Source organism: uncultured Tessaracoccus sp. (assembly GCF_947255005.1).
Lineage (GTDB): Bacteria > Actinomycetota > Actinomycetes > Propionibacteriales > Propionibacteriaceae > Arachnia.
Window position 1 is genome coordinate 20,946 of sequence record NZ_CAMYFI010000025.1, and the last position, 13,012, is coordinate 33,957.

The 13,012-nt window shown below is 63.7% G+C and carries 16 protein-coding genes and 1 pseudogene; 14 read left to right on the forward strand and 3 right to left on the reverse strand.

Annotated elements, in window-relative coordinates; genetic code table 11:
• Positions 1-4: 4 nt before the first annotated feature.
• Complete coding sequence (locus Q0X61_RS07020) at positions 5-358, reverse strand: metallopeptidase family protein (RefSeq protein WP_297741694.1); 354 nt, start codon at positions 356-358, stop codon at positions 5-7.
• Positions 359-549: 191 nt separating this feature from the next.
• On the opposite strand from Q0X61_RS07020, the gene rpsP reads away from it, so the two are divergent.
• From rpsP to dprA, 14 genes are all read left to right on the forward strand, one after another.
• Positions 550-1,083 carry a 30S ribosomal protein S16 gene (gene rpsP, locus Q0X61_RS07025; protein WP_297741696.1) on the forward strand — a complete coding sequence of 178 codons (534 nt, stop codon included), beginning with the start codon at positions 550-552 and terminating at the stop codon, positions 1,081-1,083.
• A gap of 2 nt (positions 1,084-1,085) precedes the next feature.
• Complete coding sequence (locus Q0X61_RS07030; protein WP_297741698.1) at positions 1,086-1,334, forward strand: RNA-binding protein; 249 nt, start codon at positions 1,086-1,088, stop codon at positions 1,332-1,334.
• Positions 1,334-1,846: a ribosome maturation factor RimM gene (gene rimM, locus Q0X61_RS07035; RefSeq protein ID WP_297741700.1), complete on the forward strand. Its 513-nt coding sequence runs from the start codon at positions 1,334-1,336 to the stop codon at positions 1,844-1,846. The genes Q0X61_RS07030 and rimM overlap by 1 nt, the downstream gene beginning before the upstream one ends.
• The gene (trmD, locus tag Q0X61_RS07040; protein ID WP_297741702.1) at positions 1,843-2,541 is read left to right on the forward strand and encodes a tRNA (guanosine(37)-N1)-methyltransferase TrmD; all 699 of its coding nucleotides are present in this window, start codon (positions 1,843-1,845) and stop codon (positions 2,539-2,541) included. Before rimM ends, trmD begins: the two co-directional genes overlap by 4 nt.
• 144 nt (positions 2,542-2,685) lie before the next feature.
• Entirely contained in the window at positions 2,686-3,402 is a 717-nt protein-coding gene (locus Q0X61_RS07045) for a succinate dehydrogenase cytochrome b subunit (RefSeq protein WP_297741704.1), read from the forward strand.
• A 6-nt stretch (positions 3,403-3,408) separates the two neighbouring features.
• Positions 3,409-5,403 carry a fumarate reductase/succinate dehydrogenase flavoprotein subunit gene (locus Q0X61_RS07050; protein WP_297741706.1) on the forward strand — a complete coding sequence of 665 codons (1,995 nt, stop codon included), beginning with the start codon at positions 3,409-3,411 and terminating at the stop codon, positions 5,401-5,403.
• Positions 5,400-6,149, forward strand: coding sequence for a succinate dehydrogenase/fumarate reductase iron-sulfur subunit (locus tag Q0X61_RS07055; protein WP_297741708.1), 750 nt, complete (start codon positions 5,400-5,402; stop codon positions 6,147-6,149). Before Q0X61_RS07050 ends, Q0X61_RS07055 begins: the two co-directional genes overlap by 4 nt.
• A 364-nt stretch (positions 6,150-6,513) precedes the next feature.
• Positions 6,514-6,864, forward strand: a complete 351-nt coding sequence (gene rplS / locus Q0X61_RS07060) for a 50S ribosomal protein L19 (RefSeq protein WP_297741710.1) — start codon at positions 6,514-6,516, stop codon at positions 6,862-6,864.
• Between the two features lie 82 nt (positions 6,865-6,946).
• The gene (gene lepB / locus Q0X61_RS07065) at positions 6,947-7,741 is read left to right on the forward strand and encodes a signal peptidase I (RefSeq protein ID WP_297741712.1); all 795 of its coding nucleotides are present in this window, start codon (positions 6,947-6,949) and stop codon (positions 7,739-7,741) included.
• A complete protein-coding gene (locus tag Q0X61_RS07070) occupies positions 7,738-8,385 on the forward strand; it encodes a ribonuclease HII (protein WP_297741724.1) in 648 nt (215 codons plus the stop codon). The genes lepB and Q0X61_RS07070 overlap by 4 nt, the downstream gene beginning before the upstream one ends.
• Positions 8,386-8,391: 6 nt before the next feature.
• Positions 8,392-8,700: a DUF2469 domain-containing protein gene (locus Q0X61_RS07075; RefSeq protein WP_108871592.1), complete on the forward strand. Its 309-nt coding sequence runs from the start codon at positions 8,392-8,394 to the stop codon at positions 8,698-8,700.
• 84 nt (positions 8,701-8,784) lie between these two features.
• Positions 8,785-9,159: a YraN family protein gene (locus tag Q0X61_RS07080; protein WP_297741716.1), complete on the forward strand. Its 375-nt coding sequence runs from the start codon at positions 8,785-8,787 to the stop codon at positions 9,157-9,159.
• Entirely contained in the window at positions 9,156-10,682 is a 1,527-nt protein-coding gene (locus Q0X61_RS07085) for a YifB family Mg chelatase-like AAA ATPase (protein WP_297741718.1), read from the forward strand. Before Q0X61_RS07080 ends, Q0X61_RS07085 begins: the two co-directional genes overlap by 4 nt.
• A 1-nt stretch (position 10,683) precedes the next feature.
• Positions 10,684-11,790, forward strand: a complete 1,107-nt coding sequence (gene dprA, locus Q0X61_RS07090) for a DNA-processing protein DprA (protein WP_297741720.1) — start codon at positions 10,684-10,686, stop codon at positions 11,788-11,790.
• Positions 11,791-11,800: 10 nt separating this feature from the next.
• On the opposite strand, the gene Q0X61_RS07095 is transcribed toward dprA, so the two are convergent.
• Positions 11,801-12,676 (reverse strand): ECF transporter S component, encoded by an 876-nt coding sequence (locus tag Q0X61_RS07095; RefSeq protein WP_297741722.1) that lies wholly within the window; start codon positions 12,674-12,676, stop codon positions 11,801-11,803.
• Positions 12,660-13,012: pseudogene (locus Q0X61_RS07100) on the reverse strand (cobalt ABC transporter ATP-binding protein); the annotation flags it as partial. The gene Q0X61_RS07095 and the pseudogene Q0X61_RS07100, both read right to left, overlap by 17 nt.

Consider the following 13,012-nt stretch of genomic DNA (forward strand, 5'->3'; position numbering starts at 1 on the left):
GGCATCATCCCCAGCCAAGCTCATGGAGGCGGTCTTCCTCGATGCCGTGATAATGGCCGAGCTCGTGCACCAGCGTGATGGCCACTTCGTCGGCAAGCTCGTCGAGGCTGCTGCACATCCTCGTCAGCGGTCCCTTGAACAGCACGATGCGGTCGGGGAGCTGCCCGAAATAGTTGGTGTCCCGCTCGGTGAGCGCATGTCCCTCGTACACGCCCAGCGTTTCGGAGCCATCCTCGGGCTCGTCTTCGACGACGAACACGAGGTTGTCGACGTGTTCCAGCAGCGCATCTGGGATGGCGTCGAAGGCATCGTCGACGATAGCGTCGAACTCGTCGTCGGATAGGTCTAGCGGAGCCATACTGCGGAGCCTACAAGCGCAAGGGAAGCGCGTCATTAGGCGTACGTGCGGCACTCTGGCACAATGAACGATGCACCTTTTTGTCTGGAGCCCTCTCTCTTCCAGTCGGAAGGCCCCCGGTTTGCGGGAACTCGTGCCCCACACGTGCTCTCGCCGCCCCAAACTGCACAACAATAGGAGTATCCACCAACGTGGCAACCAAAATTCGTCTGAAGCGCATGGGCAAGATCCGCTCGCCCCACTACCGCATCATCGTCATTGACGAGCGCAAGAAGCGTGACGGGCAGGCTATCGAGGAAATCGGCCTGTACCACCCCAAGAACGACCCGTCTGTCATCAAGCTCGACTCGGAGCGCGCGCAGTACTGGCTTTCCGTCGGCGCACAGCCCACCGAGGCTGTTGTCGCCATCATGAAGCGCACGGGCGATTGGCAGAAGTTCACGGGCGACAAGTCGCCGTCGGGCATTGACCCGCAGCCAGAGCGTCGTGATCGCGAGGCCGAGTTCGCGAAGGCCCTCGCCGAGGATTCCGACGTCACAGCCCCTGCCATCACCAAGGCGCAGGAGAAGAAGGCTGCCGCGGAAGCTGAAAAGAAGGCTGCCGAGGAGGCTGAGCAGAAGGCCGCCGACGAAGCTACCGAGGCCGACGAAGCCGCCAAGGCAGACGAAGCTGAGGAATCTGCGGCTGAAGACTCCGCCGAAGGCGACGACAAGGCTGAGGCCTGATCGTGCTAGCCGACGCTCTCGAGCACCTCGTCGCAGGCATCGTCGCGAATCCCGACGATGTCTCCGTGCGTGATAAGGACCTCCGCCGTGGGCGGCTGCTTGAGGTTCGTGTCCACCCCGACGATGTGGGCAAGGTAATCGGTCGCCAGGGGCGCACTGCGCAGGCGCTGCGTACCGTGATCGGCGCATTGGCTGGACAGGAGCAGGTGCGGATCGACTTCGTCGACACCGACCGTCCCCGCCGCCACTGATGAACGTCGAGGTCATCGTCGGCAAGATCGGACGTGCACACGGGATCCGTGGCGACGTCTTCATCGACGTGACCACCGATGAGCCGAAGCGCCGCTTCACCACAGGGGCACGGCTGAGGCTCGACGATGGCACCCAACTGGAGGTGGCCTCCGTGCGCGAGCACGGCGGTCGCCTCCTTGTTGCGTTCAGGGGCGTGGCAGATCGCACCGCCGTCGAGCAGCTCACCGGGCGTCAGCTCTTGGTCGACGTGCCGAGCGACGAGCAGCCCAGCGGCGCTAACGAGTACTTCGACCGGCAGCTCATCGGCCTGAAGGTGCACTCGGCCGCAGGGGCCCCGTCGGGAGTGATCGTGGGGGTGCAGCACATGCCCGCGCAGGATCTCTTGGTGGTTGATGTCGACGGCGACGAACGCCTGGTTCCCTTCGTGGAGGCGCTGGTGCCTACCGTGAACCTGGAGGAGGGCTTCGTGCAGCTTGCTGACATCGGTGGGCTCTTGGAGGACGCCGAGTGAAAATCGACGTTGTCACCACCTTTCCCGACTACTTTGCGCCCCTACATTTGAGTCTGGTGGGTAAAGCGATCCAATCGGGGCTGATCGAACTGGGCGTGCATGATTTGCGGCAGTGGACGTACGATCGCCATCACACCACCGACGACACTCCGTACGGCGGTGGTGCGGGCATGGTGATGAAACCGGAACCATGGGGCGAAGCGCTCGACCACGTCGAGGCATCATCGCCGGCGGAACCCACCGTCGTGATTCCAACACCGGCTGGAGCGCGCTTCACGCAAAGCGAGGCCTACGACCTCGCGTCCCAACCACACCTGGTGTTCGCCTGTGGACGATACGAGGGCATCGACCAGCGTGTGATCGATCACTGCCACGCGCACTACGACACGCGCGAGTTGAGCCTCGGCGATTACGTGCTCAACGGGGGAGAGGTGGCTGTTCTCGCTATGACGGAGGCCATCGTGCGGCTCATCCCTGGTGTGATCGGCAACCCGGAGTCGCTGCGCGAGGAGAGCCACTCCGACGACAACGGTCGACTGCTGGAGTACCCGAATTACACGAAACCACCGAGTTGGCGCGGGCGGGAGGTGCCCGACGTGCTCCTTTCCGGCAATCACGGGCTCATTGCGCAGTGGCGCCGGGAGCAATCTAGGGCTCGCACGAGGCAGCGTCGCCCTGATCTCATGGGCGACTGACGGCTGACCTGCCCTTTCGCCGACACCTGGTATTACGCAAGCTATAAATAGCGAAAATTGCCTAGTCGCAGGCCAAATAACAAACTTGGCGCAATACCGACCCCGGGCGCACGAACGGGCTGGAACTTAGCTACAGTACGGTTCGTGACGACAACAATGACTATTCATCAGCGGGCAGCTCGCTCGACTGTGGTCAAGAAGTTCACCATGGCGGTGACGGGCTTGATCATGATCGGCTTCCTGCTCATGCACATGTATGGCAACTTGAAGATGTTCCTGAGCACGGACGCCTTCGACCACTACGCACACTGGCTGAAGGGCGCCGATGGCGTTGAGGACATGATGTACCCCATTCTTCCGAATGGCACGTTCATCTGGATCTTCCGTGCCGTGATGGTGCTCGTGATCGTGCTCCATTTCATGAGCGCGTTCTCCCTGTGGAGCATCTCCTCGAAGGCGTCTGGCCGCGGCTACCAGCACACCACGCGGATTGCGCAGACCTACTCGGCTCGCACCATGCGCTGGGGCGGCGTGATCGTTCTGGTGGGCCTCATCGTCCACCTGCTGCAGTTCACGATTATCCCGACGACGTTCCACGGCGGTCCCATCGACGCACCGCACGTCATGGTGGTGCACGCCTTCCAGCAGGTGTGGTTCGTCGCCATGTACGCGTTCTGGATGCTCCTGGTGTGCATGCACGTGCGCCACGGCTTCTGGAGCGCGTTCGCGACGCTGGGCCTCAACCTGTCGCCCCGCTCGCGTTCCATCCTGAACGGCCTGGCGATCTTCGTCGCGGTGCTTCTCTACATCGGCTTCATGGCCATGCCGCTGGCCGTGGCCTTCGGACTGATTGGTGCGTGATTGGCAATGACTGACGTCGCAACGAACTACTACACCGTGGGCGAGAACATCGTCGACGAGAAGGCCCCCAAGGTCGAGATCGACAAGGTCTGGTCGACGCGCCAGTTCCAGGCTCGTCTCGTGAACCCGGCGAACCGCCGCAAGCTGTCCGTCATCATTGTTGGCACCGGCCTGGCCGGTGGTGCGGCGGCGGCGACGCTCGGTGAGGCCGGCTACAACGTGCTGAACTTCTGCTACCAGGATTCGCCACGACGGGCCCACTCCATCGCCGCACAGGGCGGTATCAACGCTGCGAAGAACTACCGCAACGATAACGACTCGGTGTTCCGTCTCTTTTACGACACCGTCAAGGGCGGCGACTACCGCGCCCGCGAGACGAACGTCTACCGCCTCGCCGAGGTGTCTGCGAACATCATCGATCAGTGCGTCGCGCAAGGTGTGCCGTTCGCGCGTGAGTACGGCGGCCTCCTCGACACGCGCTCGTTCGGTGGTGTGCAGGTGCAGCGCACTTTCTACGCTCGTGGCCAAACTGGTCAGCAGCTGCTGATCGGCGCCTACCAGCAGCTCGAGCGACAGGTGGCGGCCGGCACCGTCAAGATGTATGCCCGCCACGAGATGGTGGAGCTCATCACCGTTGACGGCCGGGCGCGCGGCGTCGTCACCCGCGACATGGTCACCGGCAAGGTGGAGACGTGGACCGCCGACGCCGTGGTGCTCGCCACGGGTGGCTACGGTAACGTCTTCTTCCTCTCGACGAACGCGATGGGCTGCAATGCGACCGCCGCTTGGCGTGCGCACCGCAAGGGCGCCTACTTCGGCAACCCCTGCTACACCCAGATTCACCCCACCTGCATCCCGCAGCACGGTACGTCGCAGTCGAAGCTCACCCTCATGTCGGAGTCGCTGCGTAACGACGGCCGCATCTGGGTGCCCAAGAAGGCTGAAGATTGCAGCAAGGATCCGCGTCAGATCCCTGAGGAAGATCGCGACTACTACCTGGAGCGCATCTACCCGTCCTTCGGCAACCTGGTGCCGCGCGATATCGCATCGCGTCAGGCGAAGAACATGTGTGACGAGGGTCGCGGCGTTGGCCCAGCCATCGTCGAGAAGGCGCCCGACGGCACGGAGCGCTCGGTGCGTCGCGGTGTGTACCTGGACTTCTCCGACGCCATCAATCGCCTGGGCAAGAAGGCCGTCGAAGCCAAGTACGGCAACCTCTTCGACATGTACCAGCGGATCACCGATGAGAACCCCTACGAGGTTCCGATGCGTATCTACCCGGCGGTGCACTACACCATGGGCGGCCTCTGGGTGGACTACGACCTCCAGTCAACCATCCCCGGCATGTTCGTGTGCGGCGAGGCGAACTTCTCCGACCACGGCGCCAACCGCCTCGGTGCTTCGGCGCTGATGCAGGGCCTAGCCGACGGCTACTTCGTCCTCCCGAACACCATCAATGACTACCTTGCGGATGCGCCATTCGAGAAGCTAAGCGCCGACCACCCGGCTGTCGTAGAAGCTCGCGATTCCGCGCAGGCGCGCATCGACAAGCTCATGTCCATCCAGGGCAACCGCTCCGTCGAGTCGTTCCACAAGGAACTCGGTCACATCATGTGGGAATACTGCGGCATGGAACGCACCGAGGAAGGCCTGAAGAAGGCCATCGGCATGATTCGTGAGCTGCGCGAGGAATTCTGGCGCGACGTGCGCGTCACCGGCAAGGCTGAAGACTTCAACCAGGCCCTCGAGAACGCCGGCCGCGTGGCCGACTTCATGGAGCTGGGCGAACTAATGTGCATTGACGCGCTCCACCGTCGTGAGTCCTGCGGTGGACACTTCCGCGCCGAGAGCCAGACCGAAGAAGGAGAGGCGCTGCGTCACGACGACGAGTACCTCTACGTCGCGGCCTGGGAGTGGACCGGCGAGGGCGCTAAGCCGGTGCTCCACCGTGAGGATCTCGTCTACAACGCAATCGAACTGAAGCAACGGAGTTACAAGTGAAACTGAAGCTACGTATTTGGCGTCAGGCCTCCAAGAATGCTCAGGGCAGCATGGTGGAGTACCACCTCGACGGCGTGTCCGAGGACATGTCCTTCCTCGAGATGCTCGACATGCTCAATGAGCAGCTGACGGAGAAGAACGAAGAGCCTGTTGCGTTCGACCACGATTGCCGCGAGGGCATCTGTGGCATGTGCTCCCTGGTCATCAACGGCGTAGCTCACGGTCCCGAGGTGACCACCACCTGCCAGCTCCATATGCGCTCCTTCTCCGACGGTGCCACCATCGACATCGAGCCTTGGCAGGCCGGGCCGTTCCCGGTCATCAAGGACCTCGTCGTCGACCGCACCTCGCTGGACCGCATCATCGCTGCCGGCGGCTACGTGTCGTCGAACACCGGCTCCGCTCCCGACGCGCACTCCACTCCGGCGCCGAAGCGCGAGGCAGACACCGCGTTCGACAATGCAACCTGCATCGGCTGTGGCGCCTGTGTGGCGGCCTGCCCGAACAGCTCGGCCATGCTCTTCACCTCGGCGAAGATCTCCCACCTGGCGCTGCTCCCGCAGGGCCAGCCGGAGCGCTACCGTCGCGTGAAGTCCATGGTTGCCCAGCACGACGAGGAAGGCTTCGGCAACTGCACCAACATTGGTGAGTGCGCCGCGGTCTGCCCGAAGGGCATCCCGCTGGAGTCGATCTCCCGCCTGAACCGCGACCTCATGAAGGCGATGTTCAAGGGCGACGGCAAGTAGGCAAACCGACCCAGAAGGTGCGGCAGGCTGGTTCAGCCTGCCGCACCTTTCGCATGCGCGCCAAGCATGTGCAACCTGTGCGGCAACTGAGCGGATCAAGTGTCACCTGCCTTCCGACGGTGCCTCGTCGCCGCTAGGCAGGTGACACCTGTGCCGGGACAGAGCCGCACAGGTTACGTCTGCCTGGAGCGAGGGACGCGGCGGTGAGCGGGTTCGATTTCCGGTTGCGACGACGATCTGGCAAGATTGCTCCTTGGCGCCAGCAGGCGTCTGGTGGCGTGGTGGCTCCTGCCGTAGGGGGACCGTCCAGCACGTTGCGACGAACGACTACCGCGGTGACCTGCGGCACTGACGAGGAACGAACATGACCAACCCCATCATCAAGGAGCTCGACAAGCAGTCGCTGCGCGACGACATCCCCGAGTTCCGCGCCGGCGACTCCGTGAAGGTTCACGTGAAAGTTGTGGAAGGCAACCGCTCCCGTGTCCAGGTATTCGCGGGCACTGTTATCGCCAAGAACGCCGGCGGCATTCAGGAAGCGTTCACCGTCCGCAAGGTGAGCTTCGGTGTCGGCGTTGAGCGTACTTTCCCGCTGCACAGCCCCATCATCGACAAGATCGAGGTCGAGCGTCGGGGCGACGTGCGTCGCGCCAAGCTGTACTACCTCCGCGGGCTTCGCGGCAAGGCAGCCAAGATCAAGGAAAAGCGCGCCTGAACGAATCAAGGCTTCCCATACCTTTGCAAGGCCGCCGGGTGTTGTCCCGGTGGCCTTTGCTTTTCCGGGTAGAGTTTGCGGAGTGAATGAGCAGCCGAGCGCCGAAACAACCGAGGACGTCGACGCCCCTACCGGGCGTCCAACCTTCGGGAGGCGTGTGCTCGGGTGGGCCACCGAAGGCATCATCATCCTGGCTGGTGCCATCGTCATCGCTGCGCTACTGCGAACCTTCATCGGGCAAATGTTCGTCATCCCATCCGGTTCCATGCAGAACACCATCGATGTCGGTGACCGCGTGTTTGTCAGCAAGCTCGGCGGATTCCAGCGTGGCGACGTCGTCGTCTTTGAAGATCCTGACCACTGGCTCGGCATCACGCAAACGGCAGATCCTGGCCCGTTGCAGCGTGGGATGGAGTTCGTCGGGCTTGCCCCTACGAGCGGGACGGAGCACCTGATCAAAAGGGTCATCGGGATGCCGGGCGATCATGTGCGGCTGAATGATGACGGCAAGATCGAGGTCAACGGGCATGCCCTCGACGAAACCCCCTACCTCTTCGCAGAGCACGGCATTCAGGTAGAACCCGCCACGGTGCCCTTCGACATCGTGGTGCCCGCCGGCCACATTTTCGTGATGGGAGACCACCGCAACGCATCGGGTGATTCACGCTGCCGCCTCGCCAACGTGAAGCAAGGCGAGCCCCAAGGCATGGCAGCGTTTATTCCGGTTGACAAGGTGGTCGGTTCCGCCGTCGCCATCGTCGCGCCACTCGATCGACTCTCCACATTCGTCGTTCCCGAAACGTTCGCGAGCGTCCCTGAGCCTGCCCAACCCGCACCCGACAAGCCTGTGCTAAACCACGTCGAACCGGGCTGCTGATGGTCCGGCTCGGGCGGGGCAACTACGCCTACGAGCGGGCGCTGCTCCGCAGCGGGCTTGGCCCGGTGGCTGGAGTCGACGAGGCGGGCCGTGGGGCGAGCGCCGGGCCCCTGGTGGCGGCGGCTGTGATACTCGACCCAGCCAAACCCATCCCTGACCTCGACGACTCGAAGGCGCTCACCCCCGCCAGACGCGAACGCCTCCTGCATGAGATCCGACGATGCTCCCTCGCCGTCGCGGTGGCGGAGGTGAGCCCGGAACAATGCGATGCGTTGGGCATGCATGAAGCCGACATTCAAGCGCTGCGCAGGGCCGTGAGCAAGCTTGACGTGCGCCCGGGATTCGTGTTGACCGACGGGTTCCCAGTCGACGGGTTGGACGTGCCGGGACTAGCGATGTGGAAAGGCGACAAGGTGTCCGCTTGCGTGAGTGCCGCGTCGGTGGTGGCGAAGGTGACGAGAGATCGCATCATGGTCGATCTCGCGCAGGAATTTCCTGAATACGGATTCGAGATTCACAAGGGCTACAACACCGCGCGGCATCAGGCAGCGCTCCTTGAGTATGGGCCGACGCGAGTTCACCGTTGGTGCTTCGCCAATGTCCGTACCGCCCATAGCACCCGCGCTGCGACCCCAGTACAGTGAGGAACCATGAACTCCGAGGACCTTGATGAGTACGAGTCGAAGCTCGAATTAGACCTGTACCGCGAGTACAAAGACGTCGTAGGAATCTTCACCTACGCGGTCGAGACAGAGCGGCGTTTCTACCTCTGCAACGCCGTCGACTTGAAGGTCCGGACCGAGGGCGGCGACGTGTACTACGAGGTGTCGATGGGGGATGCCTGGGTGTGGGACATGTACCGGCCAGCACGATTTGTGAAGTCGGCCAAGGTTCTCACCTTCCGCGATGTGTCGATAGAAGAGATCGCTCACTCCGACCTAGAAGTACCGAAGCCGTAACTTTTCCCCTTTCCGGCAAATTCACCCTGTGGAAAACGGGCGTGAGGGGTACCGAGTTGCCTATCACTTAGGTGGAGGTGACGTATGGTCCGTTTGGGAAAGGCGTCGCGGGCTCTCGGCTCATTTGGTGAGGGAGTCGCGACGCAGTATTTGCAGTCGAAGGGTTTCCAGGTGCTCGCACGCAACTGGCGTTGCGAGCATGGAGAACTCGACATCGTGGCGTGGGAGCCATCCGAACACGTCGTGGTGTTTATCGAGGTGAAAACTCGCTCTGGTAGCGGGTTTGGCGCCCCAATTGAGGCGGTGACGCCGACGAAAGCTCGACGGCTCTATCAGCTGGCGTACATGTGGCTTGACGCGCATGAAGCGCGTGGTTCCAAGATCCGAGTGGATGCCATCGGGGTATTGCTGGGTGGCAAGGCTCCCGAGATCACGCATGTTCGAGGGGTGGCTGCATGAACACGACAGCGTGGTGCATCGCCTTGCAGGGGCTGGAAGGCACGAAAGTGGAAATCGAGGCCGCCACTACAATGAACATCCCCAAGACGGTGTTCGTCGGGCTGCCAGATGCGTCCCTCAACGAGGCAAAAGAACGCGTCAAACACGGGGTGCGGGCCACCGGCAAGAAATGGCCCGACGGCATGCTCACCGTGAACCTCTCGCCAGGGTCCGTGCCCAAGCATGGCACGCACTTCGACGTGGCTATCGCCGTGGCGGTGATGGCCGTCGACTCGAAGAATGAGGTCCGCACCGAGTTGCTCGCGACCACGGTGATGTTCGGCGAACTGGGGCTGGATGGGCGGGTTCGGCCCGTGCGCGGCATCATCCCTCTGCTGCTCGCAGCGTCGAAGCGGGGCTTTGCTAAGGCCATCGTTCCCGCCGCGCAGCTCTCTGAGGCCCAGTTGGTCCCAGGTATCACGGTGTGGGGCGTGGATCATCTCGGGGAGGTGCTTGGCGTGCTGGCCGGCCATCCGACGATGCACCCCACCCCGCCAGTCGTGTCGTCGTCGAACGACCGCGCGCTGGTCCCCGACCTCTCCGACGTACACGGCCATGAGGACGGGAAATTTGCGCTTGAGGTAGCCGCGGCTGGTCGTCATCACCTGTTCCTGCACGGCCCGCCAGGGGTAGGCAAGACGATGCTCGCGTCGCGGCTGACGTCGATCCTTCCACCGCTCACGCCAGATGAGGCCATTGAAGTGTCGGCGTTGCATTCCTTAGCGGGAGAGCGTCTCACGGAGGGGCTGATCACCCGCCCGCCGTACCAAGATCCGCATCACACCGCGAGTCGGCAGAGCCTCGTGGGTGGTGGTGGCAGAGAGATTCGCCCGGGTGCGGTGAGCCTCGCCCACCTCGGCGTGCTCTTCTTGGACGAGGGGCCAGAGTTCGGGCAGAAAACGATGGAGTCACTGCGCGTACCGCTTGAGAACGGGTACGTCAGCATCGGTCGGGCCATGCATCAGGTGCGGTTCCCGGCGCGCTTCCAGCTGGTGCTGGCAGCGAATCCATGCCCATGTGGGTATGCCGGTGTCGTGGGCAAAGAATGCTCGTGTCCGCCGTTTCGGGTTCGGCAGTACCAAGACAGACTGAGCGGCCCTATCCTCGACAGAGTCGACATCCTGCATCGAATGCCAGCGGTGAGCCGGTTCATGGAGATCAACCAACCACCGTCCGAGACGAGCGCCGTCGTGCTCGAGCGGGTGCTGGAGGCCAGACAGCGCCAACGGCACCGGCTCCGAGATACCCCGTGGGCTACCAACAGCCAGGTGTCAGGCTCCTTCCTGCGCAAGGAGCTTCCGCTGCCGGATACGGCGCTCATCAACCGAGCGCTCGCCCGAGGCACGCTCAGCGCTCGTGGGGTCGACAAGGTGCTCCGCGTCGCCTGGACACTCGCTGATCTCGCTGGCAACGACGTTGTCACTACCACCGATCTCGGCGCTGCCATGCAGCTGCGCCTCGGAGAATCAGCAAAGGCGGCCTGAGATGGACGAACGACAAGCCAGGATGGGCCTGTGTGCCCTCGGCTCCCTCGCATCCCTAAAGCTCGCCGCGCTGGTAGAGGAGGAAGGTGCGCAGTGGGTGTGGCAGGCACTGCGAAATCAGCGCGAAGCCTCAGCGTGGGCGTCGCGTGCACGCACCGTCGATCTTGAGGCTGTGCAAGCGGCTACTGAACGGTGTGGCGCGCGCTTCATCATTCCAGGTGACGATGAATGGCCGGCCAACCTCGGAAGCCTCACGAATGCCCAGGTGGGCGACCAAGGCGGACAGCCGTTCGGCCTGTGGGTTCGAGGGGCTCCACTCGACGCGAGCCCTCCCGGCGTGGCGCTTGTAGGCTCGAGAGCGGCGTCGCAGTACGGCCAAAACGTGGCACTCGAACTCGCCGCAGATCTGGCTGCAGAAGGTGTTGCCATTGTTTCCGGGCTCGCATTCGGCATCGACGCCGCAGCTCACCGAGGAGCGCTCTCGGTTGGAGGTATGACGATCGGTGTGGTGGCGAGCGGTGTCGACCAGCCGTACCCGGCGTCGAACGCGTCCTTGGCGGCGATGATCGCGCGCAAGGGCGCCGTGGTATCAGAGATGCCTCCTGGCAGTAGGCCAATGCGCCCCGCATTCCTGGCCAGGAACCGCATCATCGCCGCCATCACCGCTGGCACGGTGGTAGTAGAAGCCGCGCTCCGCTCGGGCGCGAAGAATACGGCGGCGTGGGCCAATGAGCTCGGTCGAGTGGTCATGGGCGTTCCAGGGCCGGTCACTTCGACGCTCTCCCAGACGCCGCACCGGCTCATCCGCGACGGTGGGGCGGTGTTGGTTACCGATTCGCGCGACGTGCGGGAGCTCGTCAGCCCGGTGGGTAGCGTGCCGGATTCTCGAGCCCGCGGTGAAGACGTAGCACTTGATCGCCTGCGTCCCGACCTGCGAATGCTGCGTGAAGTGTTCGTCGTGGGCGAAGAGATGCTTCCGTCCACCTTGTCTCGGCGCACGGGGCTGCCGTTGGCAGCGTGCCTCTCGGGTCTGCACGAGCTGGCGGAAGGCGGCTGGATCGAGGAAGGAGAACAGGGTGGTTGGGCGCTTCCTCTCGCCCGACGGTGACCGCGCGAGCTCAGGCCACGCCGGCCTGGGCACCACTGGGGTGGGCCGTAGTTTGAATGCGCGCCATGCCCGCGGCTCGCCGCAGCACCACCAGCAGCGGCCGCCCCAGCACAGCCAGGGCAATACCCGTCGCAAGAGCCCTGCCGGTGTCGAAGCCGGCCGTCGAGGTGAGCAGCGTGAACCACAAGAACGAGCGAAGATTGTCGACGAGTGGCGCACCTGGCACGTAGTCGAGAGCGCCTGCGGCGATGCCTTCGATCGACGTGCCTGTGATGAACGGCCAGAACCAGAGGTTCATCATCATGCCGTACACGTACGCGTTCACCACACCGAGCCCGATGAGCATGGCAATCTCGGCCTTGCCGTGCACGCGACGGGGCAGCAGCCCGGCAGCCAGGCCGCAGATGCTCGCGCCCATCATCTGGAACGGAAGCCAGGGGCCAACACCGGCGGTGAGCAAGGCCGAAGCGAACATCGCGGTATTGCCGAGCAAGAACCCAAAGCCTGGGCCGAACGCCCGTCCCGCGAGGATGAGGATGAAGAAAATGCTCTCGACGCCGGCTGTACCAGCGCCAAGCACTGGCCGCATCACAGCGGAGATGGCCGAGAGCACGCCGAGCATCGCCAGCGCCCGGGTGTCGAGGCCGCCTTCATTCACCTGCGCGAGCACCAACGCGAGCATGAGGGGCAACAGCGCGGCCAAGATGAAGGGAGCGTCTTGCGAATGCTGGGTGCCAACCCCCACCGCAGGTACGACGAACGGCCAGGCCAGGGCGAAGAAGCCGAACACGCTGATGACTCCAATGAGCAGCCACGAGGTCCACCCGAGATGGACACCAACGAGCGGTGCAGGGATGTCGAGACGGTCGTCAACGCGCGGCTTCATGGAACTCCTCGACGGTCAGTAACGGCACCGGGCTCGCCACCTTGGACACCTGTGTGGCAAGGAGCTGGCTGGAGGCGAGCACGTCGCGGGCGGGGCCGTCGGAGACGAGCTCGCCCTCCGCCATCACCACGACGCGCCCGCAGGTGCGGGCGGCCATCTCGACGTCGTGGGTAGCGATGAGGATAGAACGGCCCTCGGCTGCCATGCGCGCGATGGTGCTGCTGAGCACGCCCTTGGCGGCGTAGTCGAGACCGCGGGTGGGCTCGTCGAGGAGCACCACCTGGGGGTCGCCGACGAGCTCCGCCGCGAGTACGACCGCGATCTTCTGCCCTTCGG

Excerpts from the sequence above, each read along its gene's own strand:
- Q0X61_RS07050 (WP_297741706.1), top strand. The coding sequence starts at position 3,409 with ATGACTGACGTCGCAACGAACTACTACACCGTGGGCGAGAACATCGTC.
- dprA (WP_297741720.1), top strand. The coding sequence starts at position 10,684 with ATGGACGAACGACAAGCCAGGATGGGCCTGTGTGCCCTCGGCTCCCTC.
- Q0X61_RS07075 (WP_108871592.1), top strand. The coding sequence starts at position 8,392 with ATGAACTCCGAGGACCTTGATGAGTACGAGTCGAAGCTCGAATTAGAC.
- rimM (WP_297741700.1), top strand. The coding sequence starts at position 1,334 with ATGAACGTCGAGGTCATCGTCGGCAAGATCGGACGTGCACACGGGATC.
- Q0X61_RS07020 (WP_297741694.1), bottom strand. The coding sequence starts at position 358 with ATGGCTCCGCTAGACCTATCCGACGACGAGTTCGACGCTATCGTCGAC.
- rplS (WP_297741710.1), top strand. The coding sequence starts at position 6,514 with ATGACCAACCCCATCATCAAGGAGCTCGACAAGCAGTCGCTGCGCGAC.
- Q0X61_RS07085 (WP_297741718.1), top strand. The coding sequence starts at position 9,156 with ATGAACACGACAGCGTGGTGCATCGCCTTGCAGGGGCTGGAAGGCACG.
- Q0X61_RS07095 (WP_297741722.1), bottom strand. The coding sequence starts at position 12,676 with ATGAAGCCGCGCGTTGACGACCGTCTCGACATCCCTGCACCGCTCGTT.
- Q0X61_RS07080 (WP_297741716.1), top strand. The coding sequence starts at position 8,785 with ATGGTCCGTTTGGGAAAGGCGTCGCGGGCTCTCGGCTCATTTGGTGAG.